Annotated in this window: 20 protein-coding genes; 14 read left to right on the forward strand and 6 right to left on the reverse strand. The window is 70.8% G+C overall.

What is annotated here, in order from left to right; all coding sequences use genetic code 11:
* Nucleotides 1-116 precede the first annotated feature (116 nt).
* From POL72_RS39730 to lpdA, 6 genes are all read left to right on the forward strand, one after another.
* Complete coding sequence (locus POL72_RS39730) at nt 117-836, forward strand: hypothetical protein (protein ID WP_272102073.1); 720 nt, start codon at nt 117-119, stop codon at nt 834-836.
* Nucleotides 837-961: 125 nt separating this feature from the next.
* On the forward strand, nt 962-1,918 hold the full coding sequence (locus POL72_RS39735) for a HEAT repeat domain-containing protein (RefSeq protein ID WP_272102074.1): 957 nt from the start codon (nt 962-964) through the stop codon (nt 1,916-1,918).
* Nucleotides 1,915-2,526 carry a DUF4149 domain-containing protein gene (locus POL72_RS39740; protein WP_272102075.1) on the forward strand — a complete coding sequence of 204 codons (612 nt, stop codon included), beginning with the start codon at nt 1,915-1,917 and terminating at the stop codon, nt 2,524-2,526. The genes POL72_RS39735 and POL72_RS39740 overlap by 4 nt, the downstream gene beginning before the upstream one ends.
* Before the next feature lie 126 nt (nt 2,527-2,652).
* Nucleotides 2,653-2,928 (forward strand): hypothetical protein, encoded by a 276-nt coding sequence (locus POL72_RS39745; protein ID WP_272102076.1) that lies wholly within the window; start codon nt 2,653-2,655, stop codon nt 2,926-2,928.
* A gap of 115 nt (nt 2,929-3,043) precedes the next feature.
* Nucleotides 3,044-4,237 carry a thiamine pyrophosphate-dependent dehydrogenase E1 component subunit alpha gene (locus tag POL72_RS39750; RefSeq protein WP_272102077.1) on the forward strand — a complete coding sequence of 398 codons (1,194 nt, stop codon included), beginning with the start codon at nt 3,044-3,046 and terminating at the stop codon, nt 4,235-4,237.
* A gap of 162 nt (nt 4,238-4,399) precedes the next feature.
* Nucleotides 4,400-5,806: a dihydrolipoyl dehydrogenase gene (gene lpdA / locus POL72_RS39755; protein ID WP_272102078.1), complete on the forward strand. Its 1,407-nt coding sequence runs from the start codon at nt 4,400-4,402 to the stop codon at nt 5,804-5,806.
* A gap of 271 nt (nt 5,807-6,077) precedes the next feature.
* Here lpdA and POL72_RS39760 read toward each other — a convergent pair whose 3' ends face one another.
* Both POL72_RS39760 and POL72_RS39765 read right to left on the reverse strand, forming a co-directional pair.
* Nucleotides 6,078-7,262 carry a bifunctional methionine sulfoxide reductase B/A protein gene (locus tag POL72_RS39760; protein WP_308738139.1) on the reverse strand — a complete coding sequence of 395 codons (1,185 nt, stop codon included), beginning with the start codon at nt 7,260-7,262 and terminating at the stop codon, nt 6,078-6,080.
* A gap of 83 nt (nt 7,263-7,345) precedes the next feature.
* A complete protein-coding gene (locus POL72_RS39765; RefSeq protein ID WP_272102079.1) occupies nt 7,346-8,350 on the reverse strand; it encodes a hypothetical protein in 1,005 nt (334 codons plus the stop codon).
* A gap of 195 nt (nt 8,351-8,545) precedes the next feature.
* On the opposite strand from POL72_RS39765, the gene gloB reads away from it, so the two are divergent.
* From gloB to POL72_RS39780, 3 genes are all read left to right on the forward strand, one after another.
* Nucleotides 8,546-9,301, forward strand: coding sequence for a hydroxyacylglutathione hydrolase (gene gloB, locus POL72_RS39770; RefSeq protein ID WP_272102080.1), 756 nt, complete (start codon nt 8,546-8,548; stop codon nt 9,299-9,301).
* Nucleotides 9,302-9,367: 66 nt separating this feature from the next.
* Nucleotides 9,368-11,149 carry a 1-acyl-sn-glycerol-3-phosphate acyltransferase gene (locus POL72_RS39775; protein ID WP_272102081.1) on the forward strand — a complete coding sequence of 594 codons (1,782 nt, stop codon included), beginning with the start codon at nt 9,368-9,370 and terminating at the stop codon, nt 11,147-11,149.
* Nucleotides 11,146-12,090 (forward strand): NAD(P)-binding domain-containing protein, encoded by a 945-nt coding sequence (locus tag POL72_RS39780; protein ID WP_272102082.1) that lies wholly within the window; start codon nt 11,146-11,148, stop codon nt 12,088-12,090. The genes POL72_RS39775 and POL72_RS39780 overlap by 4 nt, the downstream gene beginning before the upstream one ends.
* Before the next feature lie 21 nt (nt 12,091-12,111).
* On the opposite strand, the gene POL72_RS39785 is transcribed toward POL72_RS39780, so the two are convergent.
* Nucleotides 12,112-13,149 carry a M28 family peptidase gene (locus tag POL72_RS39785; protein ID WP_272102083.1) on the reverse strand — a complete coding sequence of 346 codons (1,038 nt, stop codon included), beginning with the start codon at nt 13,147-13,149 and terminating at the stop codon, nt 12,112-12,114.
* A gap of 295 nt (nt 13,150-13,444) precedes the next feature.
* Nucleotides 13,445-14,581: an SUMF1/EgtB/PvdO family nonheme iron enzyme gene (locus tag POL72_RS39790; protein WP_272102084.1), complete on the reverse strand. Its 1,137-nt coding sequence runs from the start codon at nt 14,579-14,581 to the stop codon at nt 13,445-13,447.
* Between the two features lie 352 nt (nt 14,582-14,933).
* On the opposite strand from POL72_RS39790, the gene POL72_RS39795 reads away from it, so the two are divergent.
* Nucleotides 14,934-16,547 (forward strand): hypothetical protein, encoded by a 1,614-nt coding sequence (locus tag POL72_RS39795; RefSeq protein WP_272102085.1) that lies wholly within the window; start codon nt 14,934-14,936, stop codon nt 16,545-16,547.
* A gap of 81 nt (nt 16,548-16,628) precedes the next feature.
* Here the strand turns inward: POL72_RS39795 and POL72_RS39800 are convergent, their stop codons facing one another.
* Entirely contained in the window at nt 16,629-17,348 is a 720-nt protein-coding gene (locus POL72_RS39800; RefSeq protein WP_272102086.1) for a hypothetical protein, read from the reverse strand.
* 259 nt (nt 17,349-17,607) lie between these two features.
* Nucleotides 17,608-19,428 carry a right-handed parallel beta-helix repeat-containing protein gene (locus tag POL72_RS39805; RefSeq protein ID WP_272102087.1) on the reverse strand — a complete coding sequence of 607 codons (1,821 nt, stop codon included), beginning with the start codon at nt 19,426-19,428 and terminating at the stop codon, nt 17,608-17,610.
* 264 nt (nt 19,429-19,692) lie between these two features.
* Here POL72_RS39805 and POL72_RS39810 point away from each other — a divergent pair, with 264 nt between their 5' ends.
* From POL72_RS39810 to POL72_RS39825, 4 genes are all read left to right on the forward strand, one after another.
* On the forward strand, nt 19,693-20,259 hold the full coding sequence (locus POL72_RS39810; protein WP_272102088.1) for a hypothetical protein: 567 nt from the start codon (nt 19,693-19,695) through the stop codon (nt 20,257-20,259).
* Nucleotides 20,260-20,454: 195 nt separating this feature from the next.
* Nucleotides 20,455-21,561, forward strand: a complete 1,107-nt coding sequence (locus POL72_RS39815) for a M50 family metallopeptidase (protein WP_272102089.1) — start codon at nt 20,455-20,457, stop codon at nt 21,559-21,561.
* A gap of 19 nt (nt 21,562-21,580) precedes the next feature.
* The gene (locus POL72_RS39820; RefSeq protein ID WP_272102090.1) at nt 21,581-22,561 is read left to right on the forward strand and encodes a hypothetical protein; all 981 of its coding nucleotides are present in this window, start codon (nt 21,581-21,583) and stop codon (nt 22,559-22,561) included.
* Between the two features lie 108 nt (nt 22,562-22,669).
* Entirely contained in the window at nt 22,670-23,389 is a 720-nt protein-coding gene (locus POL72_RS39825; protein ID WP_272102091.1) for a hypothetical protein, read from the forward strand.
* The last annotated feature ends 41 nt before the right edge of the window (nt 23,390-23,430 follow it).

Below are 23,430 nucleotides of genomic sequence, written 5' to 3' on the forward strand. Positions count from 1 at the left end.
TGACCGCAGGGTGTCAATTCGGGCGGAAGCGAGCGCCGGTTCCGGCACGGTGTCATGGGCGTCGCGGGCCTGCGCTTGCGCGCGGGCGCCCCTGCCGGTACTAAGCGGCCTCCTCGATGCTCCGCCTCACCGAGCCCGCCCTCCTGCTCGTCGTCCTTGGCGCATCCTCGCTGCTCGCCGGATGCGGTCCCCAGATCGGCGATCCGTGCACCTCGTCGCTCGATTGCGTGCAGGCAGAGCAGCAGCTCCTCTGCGATGGGACGCAGCCTGGCGGCTACTGCACGGTCTTCAACTGCGATCCGGACGGCTGCTCCGGGAGCAGCGTCTGCGTCGCGTTCAACCCGGTGATCGATCCGGCGTGCAGCGAGCTCGAGAACGTCCGCTGGCCGCGCTTCGAGCGCACGTTCTGCATGGCCACCTGCGATGAGGACGACGACTGCCGCCGCGGCTACTCGTGCGTCGCGCTGGGCAAGATCCAGGATGCCGCAGGGATCGCGCCGGGCGAACGCAACGCCGCGATCGTCGACGCCAGGCCGGAAGGCTCGAAGGCCTGCCTGCCGAACCCGCCGTCCGCGTCGAGCGCCGCCAGCGAGCCGCCGGGCGGCGTCGAGAGCGAGCCTGGGGTGTGCAGGGCCGCTCCTGAACAGGACGAGTGGCCCCCCTACACGCCGGATGCCTCGGGCGCTGGAGGCGCCGGCGGCGCTGGAGGGTCGGGTGGCGCGGGAGGCGCCGGCGGCTCGGAGGGCGAAGGCGGCGGCTCGCGTGGCGAAGGGGGCGCTGGTGGCTCGGGCGGCGCTGACGGTTCGGGCGGCGCTGGCGGCTCGGGCGGCGGCTGAGCGTCGCTCGGTGCGGTCCGGCTTTGCGCGTCGACCGTGCTAGCGTTGGCCGCGTGTTCGGATCGGCCCCTGCGAAAAGGACGCTCGAGGCTGCGCTGCGCGACGTCGCTTCGCAGAAGCCGGCCATGCGCGCGGAGGCCGTGAGCGACCTCGTCCCGTATGCCGCAACGGCACGGGAGCAGGTCGTGCGCGCGATCGAAGGCGCGCTGCGCGTCGATGAGCACGCGGCGGTCCGCGCGGCAGCGGCCATCGCCCTCGCCGACACGAAGGCCGTCGAGGCGCTCCCCGCCCTGCTCCTCGCCGTCGAGGACGTGGATCCCTACGTCCGGCAGATGGCGATCACGGCGCTCGGTGAAATCGGGGACATGCGGGCCACGGGCCGGCTCCGGCGCGCCCTCTCGGACGAGCGGCCCGAGGTGCGGTTCCAGGCGGTGATCGCGTTCCCGCGCGTCTGCGCCCAGCAGGCCGACGCGATCGAGGCCGTCATGCAGGCCACCCACGACGACGACCCGCTCGTCTGCCACATCGCGCTGCGGATGTTCGAGGAGCTGGGGGAGTCCGGCGGCGAGCTGCCTCCGCTGGGCATGGAGCGGGCGCGCGCGCTGCTCGGCCACGCGTCCCCGCTCGTGCGGGCAGCGGCGGCGGTCGTCACCGCGCGCTTCGGCGATCCGGTCGGCCACCCCGTGCTCGCCGAGATCGTGGGAGGAAAGCTCCACGGGGTCGATCACGAAGACGAGGCCGCGGCCATCGAGCTCTGCGGCGAGCTCGGCCTCGCCGCTTCCCGGAGCGCCCTGGAGCGGCGCGCGTTCGGGCTCAAGCTCGGCTTCGGTCGCGACCCGCTGCGCTGGCACGCGCGCGTCGCGCTCGCGCGGATGGGCCACGAGCGGGCCATCCGCGAGATCCTCAGCGAGCTCGGCGCGTGGGATCGCCACCGGCGCACGCTCGCCGTCGCGGCCGCCGGTCGCGCCCGCCTCTCGGCTGCCCGCGCCGCGATCGCGGCGATGCGGGGAGACGAGCGGAAGGCCGATCAGGGGGCCGTCGAGGAGGCGCTCGCCGTCCTCGCTTCCGAGGTGGATGCATGAACGATGAAGCGCAGTTCAGCGAGGCGGACCTCGCTCCGAGCCCCGAAGAGCGCGCCGCGTCGCGCCGCTCCCTCATCGATCGCGTGGCCGCGAGCGTGGCCGCGCTCGCGGCGGGGGCCTGGGTCGGTGGCATCGTGGCGCTGGGCGCCTGCGCTGCCCCGTTCGTCTTCCGGCTCGCCCCGGCCCCCTTCTCCGGTGACGCCATGAGCGCGGCGTTCGCCCGCTTCGATCAATTCGCGCTCGGCGCCGCGGTGATCCTCCTCGGCGCCGAGGTGGCCCGCACCTGGGCCGCGTACCGCCACGGCGCGGGCCGCGCGGCGCGCGTGCGCCGGGTCGTCGCCATGGTGCTGGCCGGGTGCGCCGCGTACGTCGGCCTGGCGCTCACCCCCCGCATCGCGGCGCTCCACCGCGAGGGCGTCCAGCGCGGCGAGGGGGAGCTCGGCATGGAGCTCGAACGCGTCCATCGCCGCGCCGAGCTCGTGAGCAAGTCGGAGGTGTTCCTCGGCGCGAGCCTGGTCCTGCTGCACGTCTTCACGCTCGGCGCGCGCCGCCCCGAGCAGCACGACGACGAGGAAGCGGCCGCCCCGCTGCCGCCCGGCCCGCGGTGACGACGCCGGGGGCGCCCCACCTGCGCCGTCGCCTCGGGCGTGGGCGCACGCGCGACGATCGAGGCTCCGAGGGGCGCGATCGTCGCGCGCGCGCCGCCGCGCATCGCGCCCACACGGAGGGATCGGATGCCGCGTGACAACAAGCTCTATAGCGGCTTCGTCAACCACGATTACATCATCACCTTCTCGATCGCCGACGAGGCGAACCGGGCGCGCCTCGTCGCGCTCTGCGCCGGACCGTGGCAGGGCGACGAGGTCACGCCCGACACCTGGGAAGTGTCGAACACGCTGAGCCCCGATCAGATGGAGCGCGCCATCCTCGATCTGATGGGCGACGCGGACCGCGCCGCTTACTACTACCTCTCGGACAGCAAGCGGATGTTCCGCGTCCTGCTCGGCTGAGCTCGTGCGCGAGGGATGTGAGCCGCTTCGCTCGGGCATGCCGCAGGGCGCGGGAGGCGCGTCGCCGCGGGCCGAAGGGGCCACGAGCGCCGTCATTTCGCGGTATGGTCCGGTCATGAGCGAGCTGGAAGCCACGCCGCCCGGCGCCTCCGCGAGGTCCGCCGCCGACGCCCCTCCACCTCACGCGCCCACGTCGCGACCAGGGGAGGGGGGCGACGAGGGCTTGCTCAGCGTCCTCCGGGACGACGGAACCCTGGATCCCGCGACCGACCCCTGCCTGAGCGACGCGCTGCTGCTGCGCGCGTACCGCGAGATCAAGCGCCTCAGGCTGCTCGACGCGCGCATGCTCCTGCTCCAGCGGCAGGGGCGGGTCGGCTTCTACGGCGCGTGCACCGGCCAGGAGGCGACGCCGATCGCCACCGCGCTCGCGGTCGAGCCCACGGACTGGATCTTCCCCGCGCTGCGCGAGAGCGTGATGATGCTGGTGCGCGGCTTCCCGCTCCGCACCTATGTGGCCCAGGTGTTCGGCAACGCGGGCGACCTCCTCCAGGGGCGCCAGATGCCGTCGCACATGAGCGGGCGGCAGGTGAACCAGGTGTCCTGGTCGAGCTGCATCGGCCCGCAGCTCCCGCAGGCGGTCGGCGCCGCGTGGGCCGCGAAGCTGCGGCGCGACAGCACCGTGGTGGTGGGGTTCATGGGCGACGGCGCGACGAGCGAGCCCGATTTCCACAGCGCGATGAACTTCGCGGCGGTCTTCAAGGCGCCGTGCGTCATGATCTGCCAGAACAACCACTGGGCCATCAGCGTGCCGACGGACCGGCAGACGGCCTCGAGGACGATCGCCATCAAGGGGCGCGCCTACGGCGTCCCGTCGGTGCGGGTCGACGGCAACGACGTCATCGCCGTCTACCGCGCCGTCTCCGAGGCGGTCGCGCGGGCTCGTGACGGCGGCGGCCCCAGCTTCATCGAGGCGCTCACCTACCGCGTCGGCGCGCACTCCTCGAGCGACGACCCGAGCCGCTACAGGTCGCAAGAGGAGGTCGATCGCTGGACGGAGCGCGACCCGCTGCTGCGCCTCGGGCGCCACCTCGCCGGCCGCGGGCTCCTCGACGACGCCGCGGAGTCCTCCCTCGAGGCGGAGCTCAACGCCGAGATCGCCGCCGCCGTCGCCGAGGTCGAGGCGATGGGACCGCCTGCCCGGGAGACGCTGTTCGACGACGTCTACGCCGAGCTGCCCTGGCACCTGCGGGACCAGCGCGCAGAGCTCCTGCGCTCCCCGAAAGCGCCGGCGCACGGCGGCGGGCGCTGACCTCGGGGAGGGATTTCCCCTCGCTGCGAGGTCGTGTAAGCCCCCGGGCACCCAGGGACGGCTCGCGGGTGCGGGCGCGGCCTCAGGGCTGTCGGCGAGGGGCTTGCCTGACGAACCCCGGCGCCCCTAGTTCCAGTCTTCGAAGCGCACAAAAGGACAAGGATGAAGACCTACGACGCAATCGTGATCGGAGCCGGCCCCGGCGGTTACCCCTGCGCCATCCGGCTCGCTCAGCTCAAGCAGAAGGTGCTCTGCATCGAGAAGGAGAACGTCGGCGGCGTCTGCCTCAACTGGGGGTGTATCCCCTCCAAGGCGCTGATCTCCGCCGCGCATCTCTACGAGAAGTCGCAGGCCGGCGCCGCGATGGGCATCAAGGTCAGCGGCGTCGAGCTCGACGCCAACAAGATGCAGGACTGGAAAGAAGGCATCGTCAAGAAGCTCACCGGCGGCGTCGGGTCGCTGCTCAAGGGCAACGGCGCCGACGTGGTGAACGGCACCGCCACGGTCGTGGGGCCGAAGCGCGTGGACGTGACCCGGGCTGACGGCTCGGTGGAGCAGTTCGAGGCGACGAAGGCGATCGTGATCGCGACCGGCTCGACGACCATCGAGATCCCGACGTTCAAGTTCGACGGCGACACGATCATCGGCGCGAAGGAGGCGGTCAGCCTGCGCCGCGTCCCGAAGCGGCTGATGGTGATCGGCGGCGGCGTCATCGGCCTGGAGCTCGGCATGGTCTACCAGGCGTTCGGCGCCGAGCTCATCGTCGTCGAGGCGCTGCCGGAGCTGCTCACGGGCGTCGACCCCGACTGCACAAAGATCGTCGAGCGCAAGATCCTGAAGCGCGGCGGCACGATCCACAAGAACGCCAAGGCGCTCGGGTACGAGAAGCAGAAGGACGGCTCGGTCGGGGTGAAGATCCAGGCCGACGGCAAGGAGCAGACGATCGTCGTCGACACCGTGCTCGTCGCCGTCGGCATGCGGCCGAGCAGCAAGGGGCTCGGCCTCGAGAAGGTCGGCGTCACGGTCGATCAGCGCGGGTTCGTCCCGACGGACAAGTTCTGCCGCACCAACGTGCCCTCGATCTACGCCATCGGCGACGTCAGCGGGCCGCCCCTGCTCGCGCACAAGGCGACGAAGGAGGGCGAGATCGCCGCCGAGGTCATCGCGGGCCACAAGGCCGAGAAGGACTGGGTCGCGATCCCGGGCGCGATCTTCACCGATCCGGAGATCGCCACGGTGGGGCTCACCGAGGCGGAGGCGAAGGCGAAGGGCCTCGAGGTCAGCATCGGCAAGTTCCCGTTCTCGGTGCTCGGCAAGGCCATGGCCATGAACGAGACCGAGGGCTTCGTGAAGATCGTCGCCGACAAGAAGACGAAGCAGGTGCTCGGCGTCCACATCGTCGGGCCGGAGGCCAGCACCATGATCAGCGAGGCGTCCCTCTCGCTCGAGATGGCGGCCTTCCTCGAGGATCTCTCGCTCACGATCCACCCCCACCCGACCCTCGGCGAGTCGCTGATGGAAGCCGCCGCCCACGCCATGGGCGCCGCGATCCACATCGCAAATCGCTAGAGCGACGGTCACCCGCTTCGGATACGGGCCCACCTCGACGTTTTCGGTGCTCAGCGCACCGGAGTGCGCTTGCGCGCCGAAAACGCCGATCTGGGCCCGTCTCCTGTGCGGGAGACCGCCGCTCTGCTCTGCACTTAAGCAGAGGTGGGCGGAAACCGGTTTCGAGCACCGGAGCGCTCGAAACCAGCAGAGAGTTCCGGGAGGCGTGGAGTTCTCAGCCTTCCCGCCGCCCTTCGATTTTCGCGGCTTCTTGACGTGATGGCGGTCTACGTCAGTCGCGCATGAAATGGCACGTATACCCGGCCGGGTACTTCTCCAGGTACTTCTGGTGGTACTCCTCGGCGCGCGTGAACGGGCCGGCCTCCACGATCTCGGTGACGAGCGGAGCGCGCCACTTGCCGCTCTTGTCGACGCGCGCCTTCACCTCCTCGGCGATGCGGCGCTGCTCGGGCGTCGTGACGAAGATCGCTGAGCGGTACTGCGTCCCGACGTCGTTGCCCTGGCGGTTCCGCGTCGTCGGATCGTGCATGCGGAAGAACCACTTCTCGAGCAGCTCGGCATAGGACAGCTTCGCGGGATCGAAGACGATGCGCACCGACTCGGCGTGGCCCGTCGATCCGGTCTTCACGTCTTCATAGGTCGGCGCCTTCGTCCGGCCGCCGGCATAACCGACCTCCGTCTCGAGGACACCGGGGATCTGCCGGAGGAGCTCTTCCATCCCCCAGAAGCAGCCGCCCGCCAGGACGGCCGTCTCCAGCGTCGTCTGGCACCCAGGCGCCTCGCCCGGCGCCGGGACGGCGCAGGCGTTCGCGCTCGCTTGCTCCCTAGGCGCGCCGCCGCGGCCCTCGAACAGCGCCCGATAGGCGCCGTAACCCTCCGCCTCGAGGCGAGCCAGCGGGATGAAACGGAGGGACGCGGAGTTGATGCAGTAGCGCAGCCCTTCGGGCGCGGGCCCGTCCTCGAAGACGTGCCCGAGGTGCGAGTTGCCGGCCTTGGAGCGAACCTCCGTTCGGACCATCCCGTGGCCCCTGTCCGAGCGCTCCACGACCCGCTCCGGCTCGACGGGGCGCGTGAAGCTCGGCCAGCCGGTGCCCGAGTCGAACTTGTCGAGCGACGAGAAGAGCGGCTCGCCGCTCGCGACATCCACGTAGAGGCCCGCCTCGTGGTTGTCCCAGAAGGCGTTGCGGAACGGCGGTTCGGTCGCGTCGCGCTGGGTGACCTCGTATGCGAGCGGCGTGAGCTGCTTGCGCAGCTCCTCATCCGACGGTTTGCGATAGCTTCTGTCCGACATCGTCACAGCCTCCTTGGACCCCGGAATCACCTTGCTCGCCCTCCCTGCATCGCCGGCGCGAAAGCACGCGAACACGGCGGCGCACGCGATGAGGACGAGCGCGAAGAGAAGACCAGCAGCGCGGAGCCGTTTCATCATCCACCTGGCCTGTCGAGGGTAGCGCACCTAACCCTCCTACGCCCCGCGGCGCCGCTGGTTTCGCCCGGCGAGCACGGCCCGCGCAGCCTCGCGCGGCGCCGGCCTCGGCGCTACGGGCCGCCGCTCTCGAGCGAGGCGTCGCTCTCGGCGGCGCCCCGCTCGAAGCATTCGGCAGGGATCTCGCGCGCGCGGCGGACGAGGCGGGTCGCCCCGATGAAGGCCGACGTGACCGGATCGTAGTAGCCGCTCGCCCCGTGCAGGCCCGGGACCGCGCGCTGGTAGTGGCGCGCGACCCGCTCCATGAGCGCCTCGCGGACGTACTTGCCCACCATCGACGCCATCGCGACGCAAAGATCCGAGGCGTCGCTATCGCGGACGAACGCGATCTCGCCGAGGCCGGGGAAGCGGTAGGCGCTTCGGGCGCGGCTCTCCTCGAGCACGGCGTGCATCCTCCCCGCGAGCGGGCCGAACGCGGAGCCGTACTTGCCGAAGCCGCCGACCTTGCCGCACACCGCGAACACCTCCGCGCCGGCGAGGCCGCGGAGCTCCAGGACGAGGCGCTCCATCGCGTGGAGATCGAGCACGAACCTGTTCTTCCCGGCGCGCGCCCCGTCGTTCATCCGCTTCGCGCAGAGCAGCACCGAGCGCACGGCGACGACCTCGACCCCCTTCCCCGACAGCTTGTCGAGGTCCTTACCGACCGCGCCGAGCAGCTCGTCGGGCGCGGTGAACGCCTCGCCCTCCGCCGACCAGCACTGCTCCTCGACGTGGCCAGGGCAGAGCGCGCGGAGCGCGGGGCGATCGTCGAGCGCGACGGCGTGGAGCAGCTCATCCACAGATGACGCGCCGCTGACCATCCCCGCGCGGCCGCATCCGCGCGCGACCAGCGCGCGAGCCCAGGCCTCGCCGAGCGAGACATCCCCGTGCGCAACGAGCTGCTTCGAGTCGCCGAGCCGCTGGGCGAGCGCACCGCGAGGGGCGCGGCCGGCGACGTGCCAGCCCGCCTCCGTGACGCGCGTGAGGACCGCCGTCACCACCATCGGACCGAGCCGCGGGCCCAGCCCGTTCTCATCGACGCCGATACGGTAGCGGACGGAGGGCTCGGCGGACGTCATGCACGGCCCCTCTGCCACACCATGACGCCCGCGTCACCGCGCGGATCTCCGTCAGGCCACCCGCCGTCCCGCTCGGGACCACTTGCCGGTTCGGTCCCAAAATTCTCAAACTTTCTCGAGCTCATGCGCGATCCACCGCGCCGCGCGCACCTTTTCCCCGGCTCCCGCCGGGGGCGCCGCTATAGTCGACGCCTCATGCGCATCCTCCCCGTGCCCTGCCTCAGCGACAACTACGCGTACCTCGTGGCCGCGGACGGGCGGCGCGAGGCGATCGTCATCGATCCCTCGGAGGCCCAGCCGATCATCTCGGCGCTCGAGCGCGAGAAGCTCAGTCTGGTCGCCATCGTCAACACGCACCACCACCACGATCACGTCGGCGGCAACGAGGCGCTCCGCGAGCGCTACGGCGACCTCCCGGTCTATGCGCACTCGAGCGACGTCGGGCGCGTCCCCGCGCAGACGGAGCGGGTCGAGGAGGGCACGCCGGTCCAGGTCGCCGGCCTCACGCTCCAGCCGTTGCACGTCCCCGGCCACACGCTCGGCGCCGTCTCGTATTGCGTCGAGGACGTTGTGTTCACCGGAGACACCCTCTTCATCGCCGGATGTGGCCGCATGTTCGAGGGGACGCCGGAGGTCATGCACGCCTCGCTCTCCAAGCTCGCCGCGCTCCCGGCGCACACGCGCGTCTTCTGCGGTCATGAGTACACAGTGAACAACCTTCGTTTCGCCGAGACGGTCGAGCCCGAGAACGAGGCTGTCCGCAAGAAGCTCGCGGCTGCCCGTGCGGCGCGGGAGCGCGGCGAGCCCACGGTCGGGAGCACGATGGCCGACGAGCTCGCGACGAACCCGTTCCTGCGCTGCGGCGAGCCGCGTTTGCAGGCGCGCTTCCCGGGGGCCACGCCGTCCGACGTGTTCGCCGCCGTGCGTCGCGCGAAGGACGATTACCGCTGACTTTCGACGTCGCGCGCGGCCGTATTCCGCTCGCGCCCGCCGTCCGATTTCTATACGACTAGGCCCATGGACTCCCGCGCTCCCATCTTCGGGTTCAACGACGCGCGCGACGAGATCGTGCGCACCGTGGTCGACCGGGTCGTCGGCTCCACGAGGGATCCGCTGCTCGCCATGAACGAGGCGGCGTATCAGGAGGCGAAGCGGCTCGAGGGGTCCCGGAAGCCGCAGGACATCCGCGAGCTCGCCGAGTGGCAGCGGCTCGCCCGCTCGCTCGGCCGCATGCACGACGGCGAGCGCCGCCGCCGCCTGCGGGAGCTCTCGGAGGAGTACGCGTGGGACATCGCCGGGAACTTCGACCGGCGTGTCTACCAGCTGTCGTCGCGGCTCCTGCCGCCGGTCGTCAGCGCCCTGCTCGCGCCCCGCAAGCTCATGACGGTGGTCCGCGACCCGCTCAAGCTCGTCAGCCTCGAGCTCCTGGCCGACCGGGTGCTCGTGGAGGGCCCGCTCGCGAAGCTCCGCTCGCTCGTGCAGCGCGGCACGGCCGTCTACGTCCCGACCCACCTGTCGAACATGGACTCGATCGTGTTCGGCTACGCCCTCGAGCGCGCCGGCCTGCCGCCCGCCACGTACGGCGCCGGCAAGAACCTGTTCACGAACCCGGTCCTCTCGTTCTTCATGCACAACCTCGGCGCCTACCGCGTCGACCGGCGCATCCGGCACAACCTCTACAAGGACGTGCTGAAGACGTACTCGGGCGTGCTCCTGGAGCGCGGCTACCACTCGCTGTTCTTCCCGGGGGGCACGCGGTCTCGCTCGGGCGGCGTGGAGCGGAAGCTCAAGCTGGGCCTTGTAGGCAGCGCGTTCGAGGCCTACACGCGGACGCTGCAGAGCGGCCGCGAGCGCCGCGTCTTCTTCGTCCCGGCCACGATCAACTACCTCATCACGCTCGAGGCCGAGACGCTGATCGCCGATTTCCTCTCCGAGGCCGGCAAGGGCCGCTTCATCATCGAGGATGACGAGTCGAGTCGCATCGGCCGGATCGCCTCGTTCCTGCGCAAGCTCCTCGCGATGAACGCGGCGGTGGTCATCCGCTTCTCCGAGCCGCTCGATCCGTTCGGCAACCGGGTCGACGAGCTCGGCCGCTCGTTCGACGCCCGCGGTCGCGAGGTCGATCCGGCGAGCTACGTGAAGGATCTGGCCGGCAAGGCGGTCATCGACGCGGCGCGCGACGCCCAGTACGCGCGCGAGCTCGGCGAGGAGATCTGCCGGGCGTACGCGCGCGACACGGTCGTGATGGCGACGCACGTCGTCGCGGCGGCGAGCTTCGCCCGGCTCCGCAGCCAGGCGCCCGCCGCGGATCTCTTCACGGTGCTCCGGCAGCGCGACGTGATCACGGTGCCGCGCGACGACCTCGCGGCCGACGTGGTGGCCCTCTGCGATCGGCTGCGCGCGCTCGAGCAGCGGGGGTGCATCGTGCTGGGGGAGGACGTCCGGCTCGGCTCGGGCGGGGACATCGTCGAGCGCGCGATGCGCGCCTTCGCGGGCTACCACTCGTCGCCGGTGCTCGACTCGCGGCCCGACGGCATCGCGCTCTGCGACACCAACCTGCTCTTCTACTACCAGAACCGCCTCGCCGCCCACGGGGTGGCGTGGGACGTCATCGCGCCGCCCGGCGTCCCTTCCGGCCTGCAGGTCCAGCCGCCGCTCCCGCCGCTCGAGCCCGCCTCGTCGCCGCCGCCCCTGGAGGAGCCGCGGGGCTCGGCCTCGTCGTCCTCGTCTGCTTCGTCTCGCGCGGGCGAGGCGGACGCGCACGTGGGCTCGATGAACGGCGCCGGGGGTGGCCAGTGAGCGCCCCGGGGAGCGCGCTTCCGGCGCCTTCGGTGGGGGTCATCGGCGGCGGTTTCTGGGGCGTGGCGCTGGCGCTCGCGGCGAGCCGCACCGGGGCGGAGGTCCTCCTCTACTCCCGCCGCGAGCAGCCGCAGCTCAGGGGCGGCCCGCGGATCGTGCGCGACCACGCGGAGGTCGCCCGGGCGCGGCTGCTCGTGATCGCGGTGCCGTCGAACGCGGCGCGGACGGCGCTGCGCGCGCTCGGCGATCACATGGACGGCTCGCACCTCGTGATCCACGGCGTGCGCGGCCTCGAGGGCGAGGCGCTGAAGACCGTCTCGGACCTGGTGCGCGAGGAGACGCCGGCGCGCCGGGTGGGCGCGCTGGGCGGCCCTGTGCAGGAGGACGAGCTCCGGGAGGGCCGCCCCTCGGCGATGGTGTGCGGCTCGCGCTTCCCGGAGGTCCACGCCGCGGTGACCGCGGCGTTCCAGTCGGACGCGCTCCACGTCTACACGACGCCGGATCTCCAGGGCCTGGAGTGGGCGTCGGCGCTGGTCGGCTGCCTTGCCATCGGCGTGGGCTTCGCCGAGCAGGCGGGCGCGGGGCCCGGGTTGCTCGCCGCGCTCATCTCGAGGGCGGTCGACAGCGCGGCCCGCATTGCCGCCGCGGCGGGCGCGGAGGAGCGGACGATGCTGGGGCTCGGCGGCTACGGCGACCTGCTCGCCTCGATCCGGCTCGAGGGCCGCCCCGAGGTGGTGCTCGGCAAGGCGCTCGCGCGTGGGAGGACGCTCGACGAGGCGGTCGCGGAGGCCAGGCTGCGGGTGGAGGCGATCCCGCTGATCCCGCGCGTCGTGGCGTTCGCGAAGGCGCGGAGGGTGGATGCGGGGGTGTTCGAGGCGCTCGAGACGACGCTGAAGGGCGGCGCGCCGAGGGCGGTGCTCGATCGGATGTTCGCGGCGTGAGGCGCGGTGACCGGAGATCGCTCACTCGTTCGCGAGCGCGAGGACGGCCTGGGCCACGCCGGTGACGACCTTTGCAGCGCGTGCGTAATCGAGCGTATCCGGCGTGTCCTTGTCGGTGTGGTAACGCCGGTTGCGCAGAAACGCCGTGTCCGTGATCATGACCGCTGGGTAGCCTGCTTCCCAGTAGCTCCGGTGGTCGGACCAGTCCACGCCCTGAACGAGCCCCGGAGCGCTCAGGGAATAGGCGGGCAGATCGGTCGCGCCGCGCATCGCCCCCTTGATGGTGCGAACGAGCGAGAGCCCTTCCAGGTTGCCGACCACGGCCACGAAGTTCCCCTTCGTGGGATAGAGCATGGAGAGCGGCGCCAGCGGGAACGCCTGACTACCCTCCTCGTCGGTGAAATACCCGATCATCTCCAGGCTGATCATCGCCCGGACCTTCACGCCTGCTGCTTGCATCGCATCCGCGTGGTGGGCGCTTCCCATGTGCTCGGACCGGAAATAGGGCGGCTCCTCCAGCGTGAACGCTACGAGCTCGACGTCGCCTCGGAGGGGCGCCCGGCCGAGCATTCGCCCCAGCTCGAGCAGCCCTGCCACGCCGCTCGCGTTGTCGTCGGCGCCGGGCAAGTCGTTCGCCGCGTCGTAGTGGGCGCCGACCACGACGCGCGCCGACGAGTCCGGGCCGAACCGGGCGAGCACGTTGCGGTACGTCTGTCCCTCGACATCGTAGAGCTGCTCGGTCACGCGTCCTCCGGCGGCGCTGAGCTCGTCGCGGAGGTACGCCGCGGCGCGGTCCAGCTGCTCGATTTGCCGGTAGCCTCGCGGGCGGAACTCCTCCACGAGCATCCGGACGTCGCGCTCCATGCGAGCGGGGTCCGCGGAGAGCGCCGGAGCGGGCGGCGGGAGCGCCGCCACGAGGGGCTGGCTGACGAAGGCTCCGATGGCCGCGAGGCTGGAGAGGAGCAGCGTCGCGGCGGCTGCGGCCCAACGGCCGTAGCGAGGGCGAAGCGCTGTGATCGCGCGAGCGTCCTCCAGGGTCGTCGCTGCGCTCGTGGTCATCGAGAGGGCAGGACATCTGGCGGACGTGCTCTGTTCCTGGCGCGGGCAGGAATCGACGGGCGATCCTCGGAGACGGCTGCGCGCAATGAGAGACTGCGGCCCGCGATGAGCGCGCCGCAGCTGTCTCGGGGCGCGGCGTTGCTGGGATGGCGCTGCGGGCGAGGGGATCGCGCCGCGGGCGAGCTCGCCGGTGCCCGTGGGCGCCGGTGCCCATGGGCGCCGGGGGCCTCGGCGCCGGTGCCCATGGGCGCCGGGGGCCTCGGCGCCGAGCCGAGCGTCGCGGCCGGCCGCGCTGTCAGCCGCCGTCTCGCTGGCTCGCGTCGGTCGCCCCCGGGGCGGCGGGCGGGTCGACGCTGTCGCAGCAGCGGAATCCGGTGGAGTAGTCGTGATAGGTCGGCTCGTGGGCGATGGTGGTGAAGTAGCAACCGGGGCCGAGCTCGCTGGTCGTGCTGAAGAAGCCGCCCATGAACACGCCGTTGCCCTCGTGCCAGGGCTGGTCGCGGCGCTCGACGCCTTCGGTGCTCATCCGGATCACGAGCTCGCCATCGACCATGTCGCCGACCCACTCGTGCAGATTCCCGATCATGTCGTGGACGCCGAGCTCGCTGGCGCAGCCGGCGTGCTCGCCGCTCCTTGCCAGGAACCCTGGCTTCTGGTCGAGGTCGGGGCTGTTGAAGTGCCGCTCGTAGCTCCACCCGCCCGGCGGGTGCTCGCCGAAGACCTCCCTCAGGAGGTGAAGTTTGCCTGTGTTGCACCGCCCGCGCTCGCCGCGTGGGCCGTAGGGGTAGCGGTGGGCGCCGTTGCCGCGGCAGGCGCGCAGCCATTCCCGCCGCGTGCAGAGGCGCTTGCCGGCGGCGACGCAGGCGGCCTTGGCCTCGACGCGGCTGATGTACGCCTGCGGAAAGACGCCGGCCGCGCTGCGAGCGAGGTACCGGACGCCCGGCTCGGGGCGCTTGAAGTGCGGGTGGACGGCGAGCTCCCCGCCGGCATCGGTGACCAGGTGCGCCTCATATCGATCGATGCAGAAGCCATTGACGAGGGCCATGTCGGCGGGGCAGGGGCCGGGGGCCGGCGCGGGATGGACGGGCGGCAGGGCGCCGGTCGAGCCGAGCGGGCGCGCCTCTGCGGGGAGGGCGCTGGTGGCGGGAGCGGCGTTGGCCGAGCCGAGCGGGTGCGGCTCTGCGGAGGCGGCGCTCGGGCTGCCCGCGGCCAGCGTGGCACCGGGGCCCGAGCCGCCCAGGATGGCTGTGCCGGCGTGCGCGCCGCCGGCAGACGCTGGCGCCGTGAGCGCGGAAGCCGCGGCGGGAGCCGTCCCCTCGGCGGCGGGCGTCATGTGGGTTTCGCTGGTGGAGTCCGCCGCTTTCTTCGCCGGGCTGGCGCCGCCGTCGTTCGGAACGGAGCACGCCGTGAGCCCTACCAGCGCGGCGAGCAAGGCTGAACCTGCAGGGCGTGACGCACGGCGTCGGGGCAACGAGGATCTTTTCGACAGGCGAGCCCGGAGGCGATCGCGGTACGGCGCAGACGGCACGAGGCGGAGTGTACACGCGCCCCGCGCGCGGCTGCGTGGGATTGCGCTATGCCCTTCCTCCTCACCCGCCAGCGCTGGCGTGCCGCTCCCGTGGGCTCGCGTCCTGGTAAGTGAGGTCACGCTGAGGGGAGGAGCGAGGCCTCGAAATCAAGGCCTGTCGCGCTCGATCGACGGAGCGGTGGTCTCGTCTCGATGCAACGGTCCGAGAGAAGGGCTCAGGCTGACGCCCCGCGCTTCTCGCACTACGATGGCGCGCATGAGAATGCTCACATCGCTCCGATGCCTCGCAGGTGTCGGCATCATGACCGCATCCGGTTGCGGGCTGGTGCTCGGCCTCGACGACTTCGAGGACGCCGCACCCGCGGACGACACGACGCTGACGGGGACAGGCGGAGGCTCCACGTGCGAGCCCGAGAGCGTGGCCAAGTGTTACTCCGGCCCCGACGGGACGAAGGACGTCGGGATCTGCCAGGCTGGGACGCAGGCGTGCAAGCGAGATGGCTCCGGGTATGAGGCATGCAAGGGCGAGGTGACGCCGGCGGCCGAGACGTGCGCGAGCACGGACGACGAGGACTGCGACGGGAAGGACTGCGTCGGATGGGCGAGGTTCATCGGCGGGGCCGAGGAGGAGATGGTGAGTGCCGTCGCAGTAGACTCGGCGGACAACATTTATGTTGGCGGCAACTTCGAGGGAGCGATGTCGTTCGGAGAGGATGTGCTCATCGCTGCCCGAGACAGAGACGCGTTCCTGGTCAAGTTCTCTGCTTCGGGAGAGTACGTCTGGAGTCGACAGGTTGGCGATGTCAAAAGTGAGACATTGTACTCGTTCGCGGTCAATCCGCAGGGTGATACCTTTGCCGTGAGCTTGGAGCTCGAGGATGACCTGAGCTCGATGAACATGGTATTGCATAAGTACGACCCGGATGGGCGGTTGCTGTGGCGGAAGCCGCTGGGCGGAAAGATGTGCGGAATCGTGCCGAGCACCATGGCGGGAATGAAATTTCTTCCAGATGGGGACATTGTGCTCGTGGGCAACTTCTGCGGGACAATCCGATTCGACGATGATCACGTTCTTTCCAACGAGGCCGATCGGGAAGAAATGTTTGTTGCCAGGTTGCGGTCTTCTGATGGTTCAGTCGACGATGAGAGCGGTTGGGTTCGGGTTTGGGGTGGTGAGAATGCACAGATCGCCCAAGATGTGATAGTCGACGCCGCTGGTAATATCATCCTCGCGGGGACCTTTTATAACGAGCTGGTTCTGGGTGACCTCTCCTACACGTCCGCCGGTGGCACGGATGTGTTCCTGGTGAAGCTCACGAGCCGTGGCCTCGTGAGCTGGGCGAGGGTTGTGGGAGGCGTCGACGACGAGGCGCTGTGGTCCATCGCTTTAGATAGGCTGGGGGGTCCGGCTATCGCGGTAGGGTTCCAAGGGATGGTTGATTTTGGCGGTGGAGAGATCGTCGCGAATGATCGTGCGAACGCCTTGCTGAAATATACGACGTCGAATGTTTACGAGTGGGGCCGGGCCTTTGATGCGGCCCTGAGTGTTGAGGGGCTCTTGGCCGAGTCCGCGAGTGACGTGTTGATCGTTGGCGGCTTGGTCGAAAGTGTGGAGTTGGGAGACAAGCTGCTTCGCGCGAAATCCGAGCGAGATCTAGTGCTCGTGAAGGTCGGGCCCGAAGGTGAGCCTCTCTGGACCAGGACCTTCGGTCTGGTGGGGGAGGGCGGCGTGAGCGCGATGGCGAGCGTGCTCAGCGGCCGTGGTGAGCTACTAATTGCCGGCGCTGCGGAGGGAAGGATTGATTTCGGTGCCGGGGTGATGACCCCGCAGGGCGATGGGGATGTCTTCGTCGCAAGTTTCAGCCCGTGAGGCGCCCGAGATCATTGCCAGGTGCCTGGCGGCCGCAGGCGGCGAGTGGCGTTCGATCTGTGCGTTGGTGAGGCTTTCAACTCACGGGCTGCATGGGTCTGCGATGGTTTCGCACGTGTCCGCGCAGCTCGTGCAGGTACACTCATAGACAGCACGGTAGAGAGCCTCGACGCCCTCACCGCCCGGGCCGGCTTCGGCAGCCGCATCGCAGCTTCTGAAGCACTCGGGGCGAGGGTCGTCTCTCATGCACCCCAGCGCACACAGGAGCCAGAGCTGACATGCAGAGTCGTCTCCGCAGGCATCCATGCAGCCGTTTCGCGTCGAACAGCTCAGGCACTCCACGGCACTGCCCCCTTCACCACCCTGGCACGCGCTCAGGCAGCCGGCGAGCTCCGGATCGACGGTGTCCCCCTCCAGCGACTGGAGCTGCTCACACGTCGCGTCGACCACGCACTGCGCGCCGCACTCCGCTGCGGGATCTGCGCAGTCGAAAGGAAGGGCGTCGCACACGGGAAAGCCGCATTCGTCTGCCTTGTCGCAGGCCTGATCGCACACGGTGGCGCCGCCGTCGCTGCCGCCTCCGCCGTCCCCGCCAGCTCCGCTCGACGCCGCCGTCGTCGAGCCGGTGCTCGCCCCCGTCGTGCTCGCCCCTGTCGTGCTGCTCGTCGTTCCCGCGCTGCCGCTCGCTCCGCTCCCCCCGTCGCCGCCAGGGTTCTCCGTCGTCTCGCCCGAGCACGCTGCGAACGCGGCGCCCGCCGCGAGACAGAATACGAACACCAAAGAAGAAGTCCTGCTGCGCATCGCCGTTCTCCTTGGGCACGCCGCGGGTGTTCCACGTAATTGCCCCAACGGCGCGGGATCGTTCGCCTGCTTCATTCCCCCGGCAAGATTTTTCGCCGAGGAACCCATGCCCAGGCGCGCGCATCCCCGCGACCAGCTCCCGGCCGCGACGTCGCCTGCCCGAAGCCGGCCCCGACGTCGCCCTCCGCGCTACGGCCGCGCCCGGCGCGCCCCCCCGCTCGCCACGCCGTGCTCGACGATCCCTCGCCGCCGCCTCCCCTCAGCCCGGCCCTGGCGACAGGGCCCCGAGCTCCGCGCCGCTGCGCTCCACGCCGAGCAGATCCCGCGCCGGCACCTCGCGCGCATCGCCCTGCCCGATCAGCATCTTCGACGACCGCTTCGGCCTGAAATCCGGGCGGTTCGGGTTGAGCTTCCACCAGCCCCCGTCGAGGATCACCCACGGCTCCTCGCTCGCGCGCACCACCTCCGTCGCGAACCGCGCGCGCGTGATGCCCGTGATCGCCCTCGTCTCCGGAAGCGCGGCCGCGAGGCGCTTCAGCCCCTCCGGCATGCCGCCGTAGCTCACCTGGGTCACCACGTTGTGGCCGGCGTCGAACCGGTAGATGCTCGTGCTCAGCACCTCGATCGACGGCGAGGCGTCGCTCACGAGGATGTTGTTCCGCAGGCGGCAACCCCAGCTCCCGTTGCCGCACTGGAGCGCGGGCCGGGCCCTCGCGCTCAGCACCACGGTGTTGTTGCGGATCAGGTTGTTGCGGCAGCCCCAGAGCGGCAGCGCGTCAGGCCCGGTCACCTGCTCCGGAGCGCGCGGGCCGGGCTCCACATAGGCGCGGTCGAACGGGTTCGCGTTGTCCCACTGCGCGATCCCGCTGGCGAGGTTGCCATAGATGAGGTTGTTCTGGATGACCGAGTCCGACACGCCTGCGAGGTTGATCGCCCCGCCGCCGCTGCGCCCGTTGCCGTTGATGACGTTCTGCTCGATGATGAAGTTCACGCCGCGGCCATCCGGGAACCCGTGCTCGCCGAACCGCTCCGTCGCGCGCTTCATCAGCTCCGCGGCCCAGGCGCGGGTCGGCTCCTTGCGCGGATGATCCCGGAACGACGGGTGCTCCAGCACCGCGTCGAGAGAGGCCTCCGGATCGAGGTTCGCCTGGAGCCCGCTCGCGTTGTTGCCGAAGAACACGTTGCGACGAACCACATAGTCGTCCGATCCGTCGGATATGTAGGCGCCGTGCTCGCCCGCCGAGAAGGCGAACAGGTTATTCTGCAGGAGCACCGTGTGGCTGTCGGTGGAGTGAACCCCCCACATCCGATGGTGATGGGCGAGGTTGCCGACGATTGCGATGTGGTGCGCGAGCCTGCTGGTCTCGCCGAAGGCGCCGTCGATCATGATCCCCGCCTTCGGCTCAGCCGCGCTCTGCCCGCCAGGCGCGCTGCTGCCAGCGAGGCGGAAGCCCTCGATCACGACGTGGTGCGCTGCCTTCAGGTAAATCATCCAGTTCGGGTCGGCGGCGCACCCCCGGTCGATCACGACCTCGCCCGGGCTCCCCATCGCCTTGAAATGGATGTACGACTCCTGACCGGCGCTCGGCTTGTCGCCAATCGAGAACCCCGCGTACGTCCCGGGCAACACGGCGATGAGATCGCCGCCGCGCGCCGCGTCCGCCGCCTCCTGGAGCGTGGCGAACGCGCGCGTGACAGGGAGCTCACCTGGCTCGGCCGCAGCGCCCCGCGCGTTCAGATCGAGCGCGGCCACGCGGATCTCGGCGGGGGCCGGCGCGCCGACGACGAGGACGCGCTCGTACCGCGCCTGCACTTTCATCGTCTGACGCACCCACTCGTCGGAGTCCCGCGTGATCACGAACGGCTCGACCGCCGCGGGCGTCGGCTGCTCTGGCGCCTCGGGGGCCTTCGCTGGCGCGGGCGGCTTCTTCGCCTGCGCCGGCGGGGGCGCCGCCTCCTCGGGCGGCGGCCCCGCGACCTGGATCGTCCCGCTGCACGCGAGCGTGGCGACCGCGACGAGCCCGCCGCCGATGCGCGCGCAGCCACGGGCCAGCTGGATGACGCTTGTCGATCCTCTCATCTCGACGCTCCGGGGAAGGCGGCCCCTCCGAGGTGCGCCGCGCGCGCGGCGCTCGGCCCTGGCTACCCCGGCTTACCCCAAAGCGCGCGCTTCAGCCAGACGAGGGCGCGCCTCGGCCAGGGCCCGCGCGCGCTCGGCCCGCGCGCGCTCGGCCCGCGCCGCGCGCCGAGCCAGGTGCGACATCGCCTTCCAGCGGCGGCCGTCATGCGGCCGACACGTGCCCGTTTGCTTCCGTCGCTGCCCTTCCTTTGGTACGAAGAGCTCATGAAAGCGCTGCCCTCGCTCGTGAGCGTCGCTCTTGCCGGCGCCACCCTCCTCACGCTCGCGCCCGAAGCGCAGGCGAACATCAAGAATCCGAACGATCACCCCCGCTACTTCGCCGAGCTCGAGCCGCACGGAGACCTCGTCTTCTTGCACCGCGACTACGGCCTGCGGCGGTACGGGCCCGGGCGCTACAACGACTTCGGCGACCCCGAGTTCGGCCTCGGCTTCAGGGCGAGCATCGAGCTCGCCGATCCCGCGTTCATCCCCAAGCTCAACAACACTGTCGCCATCTCGTTCGGGCTGGATTTCACCGACTGCAGGTACTGCCGCCGCGACTTCACCATCTGGAGCCCGGTCACCATGCAGTGGAACTTCTTCTTCAACGATCAGTGGAGCGCGTTCGCCGATCTCGGCGCTACCCTCCGGACCGACGGATTTTACCGCGACGTGTGGTTCGACTTCGTCGGCATGGTCGGCGGCCGCTACCACTTCAACGACAGCATGTCGCTCACGATGCGGATCGGGTATCCCTTCTTCAGCGTCGGCGTCTCGTTCTTCGTCGGCTGAGCCGCACCCCGCTGGCGCTGGCCCTCTGGCGGGCTGAGCCGCACCGGGCGCTGCCCTGCTGTCGCGCTCTCCCGGCACACCAGGGCCGGTGGGAGCGCGCGGCCTCCGCCGCGGGCGGCATCTCGCCGGGGCGGGCGTACGGCGCGGACATCGGGCGCGTGCGGAAGGGGCCCGCCCTGGTTAGACTAGCCGGAGATGGTCGGCTGGTATTTCGTAGGCATCCTCGGTCTCGCCCTGCTGATGGTGGTCCACGAGGGAGGGCACTTCCTCGCCGCGCGCGCTTACGGCATGCGCGTCTTGAAGTTCTCGATCGGCTTCGGCCCCACCTTCTTCAAGGTTGTCCCGAAGGACGGGTACTACTGGTTCACGACCGCCGCGGACAAGGTCCGCGTGCGGCTCTTTCGCCACGACCCGGTGAAGCACGGCCCCACCGTGTTCCAGGTCGCCATGATCCCCTTCCTCGCGTACGTGCAGATCGCGGGGATGAACCCCCTCGAGGAGGTCGATCCTGAGGACAAGGGCAGCTACGCGAACGCGAGCCTGATGGGCCGGATCGCCGCGATCTTCGCCGGTCCGCTCGCCAATTACCTGTTCGCGTCGGTGCTCTTCTTCGCGAGCCTGATGACGGGCGGCAAGCCCTACCGCTTGACCGACATCGGCGTGGTCGCCGGCATGCCGGCCGCGGCGGCCAACCTCAAGGACGGCGACCGCATCGTCGAGATCGATGGAACCCCGGTCCAGGACTGGGAAAAGATGGCCGAGATCATCTCCCGTAGCCCGGGCCGGCCGCTCGACGTCGTCGTGGAGCGCGCCGGCGAGCGCGTCCAGGCCAAGGTCACGCCGGCGAACGAGGGCGGCGCGGGCAAGATCGGCGTGATGGCCATCGGGCCGGTCCAGTCAGCGCCGGTGACCGCCAAGGAGGCGGTGGTCCTCGCCGTGACGAAGCCGCCGAAGGTCGTGCAGAGCCTGGTCGTCGGTCTGGGCCAGTACCTCACGGGCAAGGTCGACGGCGAGCTCGGCGGTCCGAAGCGGATGATCGAGGAGACCGCGCACGCGGCCAAGCGCGGGTGGGCCGAGGGGCTCGAGTTCCTCGGTCTGCTCTCGGCCTACCTCGGCGCCTTCAACCTGATCCCGTTCCCGGCGCTGGACGGCGGCCGGCTGATGTTCCTGTTCTACGAGGCCGCCACGCGGCGCCGGCCGAACGCCCGCATCGAGGCGCATATCCATCTGGTCGGCGTGTTCATGCTGATCGGGCTGATGCTCTACGTCACGGCGAACGACTTCGGCCTCGGGTCGAAGTAGCGTCGAGCCAGCGCACCCCGTGGCATCGAGGCCGCCCGCGCGGGTCCCGGCGTCGCTCAGGCGCCTCGCCCGCGCGGCGGCGTGGCTCGGCCTGCTCTCCGTGGCGAGCGCAGCGGAGGCCGCGTCGCCCGGTCCAGGCGCGTGGTCCGACGAGGAAGACGAGGCCGTCTTCGACGTCCCCGCGCCCCCGACGCTCCCCGGGCTCACGCTGCGCGATCCGACCTTCACCTTCGAGTACACGGCGGCCGTGATCGAGCCGGACGCGGCGAGCCGGGCGGGCGGCAAGCTCGCCTTCGCCTGGTACTCGCACGGCGAGATGGAGGTGCCGCTCGTCCCGCGCAAGTGGTTCGTCGGCGCGGTGCATGACAGCGCCGCGGCGAGCGTCCCGGGGGTCGAGCGGTCGATCCTGCTCGGGAGCCCCGAGCTGTACGGGCGCGGCGTCTGGTCGAGCGTGCGCGGGCTCGCCTCCGGCGGAGGCTTCGGCCTCGTGCTCCCGGTTCCGCGCGACGTCTCGCGCGACCAGGCCGAGGTGCTCCGGACGGCGCGCGTGGTGCGGCCGTGGGACGAGACGCGCTTCCGGGAGCTCACGCTCACGTTCCGCCCCTGGTTCGACATGCGGCACATCACCGGGCCGTTCATCTTCCAGCTCAGGCAGGGCCTCGACTGGTCGCTGGTCGTGCGCGGCCTGCGGTCCGGGGAGCGCCGCACCGACATCTCGGCGCACACGGCGTTCTACTTCGGCTACCGGCTCGCGCGGCCTGTCGGGGTGGGGCTGGAGCTGTGGGAGGTCTACCAGCTGACCCAGGACCTGCCGGACGACCGGCGCGCGACGTTCGCGGTCTCGCCGAGCGTCCGCTTCATCCTGTCGAACGTGCAGCCGGCGCTGAGCGTGCTCTTGCCGGTCACGACCCCGCTGCGCGGCGACGTCGCCTCGTACTACGCCGCGCGGTTCAGCGTCGGGTTCACCTTCCCGACAGGCGCTCCACGGGCGCCCCCGTGAGCGCGGCGGGCGCGCTCGCCGGGCGCGCCTCTGGCCGAAGGCGCCGAAGGCGCGGGCTCGGCTTCGAGTGTGCGTGCATCCAGCGCGGGCGCTCGGTACCCTGGCCGCGTGGTCAACGCAGCATGGCTCCGGCGCGGTCTGGTTCTCGCGGCGCTCCTCGGCTCGGCCGGCTGCTCCACCCAGCTCGTGAGCCTGAACGAGGGGCCCCGCGAGTACGTCGCGACGGACTACGAGAACGTGCTGCGCAGCTGGACGCGCACGGAGCACCTGTTCGCGCTCTCCGAGCTCGACAACTTCCTCACCGCCACCGCGACGTTCGAGTCGTGGGACTTCCGCTGGGCCTACGTGGTCCGCTACGCGCAGGACTACCGGCTCACGATCGAGCAGCGGCAGAAGCTGCTCGAGAAGACGCTCGAGGAGACGCGCCAGCGCCATCAGTTCTTCGTCGCGATCTTCGGGGGCGAGCGCAAATACAACGACCTCTCGACGCCGAACAGCGCGTGGATCGTGCGGCTGATCGACGACACCGGGAACGAGACGGCGCCCGAGGAGATCGTCGCGATCGCCAAGCCGAACGCGCTCGAGCGGACCTACTTCCCGTACAACACGGTGTGGCGCCAGGCGTTCCGCATCCGCTTCCCGCGCGCGACCGCGGACGGCAAGCCGACGATCTCGCCGAGCGCGAGGTGGTTCGGGCTCCGCTTCGCCGGAGCGCAGGGCAACAGCGAGCTCGTCTGGCAGATCAACGAGGAAGCGGAGCCCATCGATCCCGCCGAGCTGGAGCAGGGGGCCGCGCGGCCGCCGCGGCCGAAGGGCGGCCAGCTCTAGCGCCGCGCGCCATCCCGCCAGCGCTCGCCGACGCGCGGAGC

The organism is Sorangium aterium, assembly GCF_028368935.1.
GTDB classification, from domain to species: domain Bacteria; phylum Myxococcota_A; class Polyangia; order Polyangiales; family Polyangiaceae; genus Sorangium; species Sorangium atrum.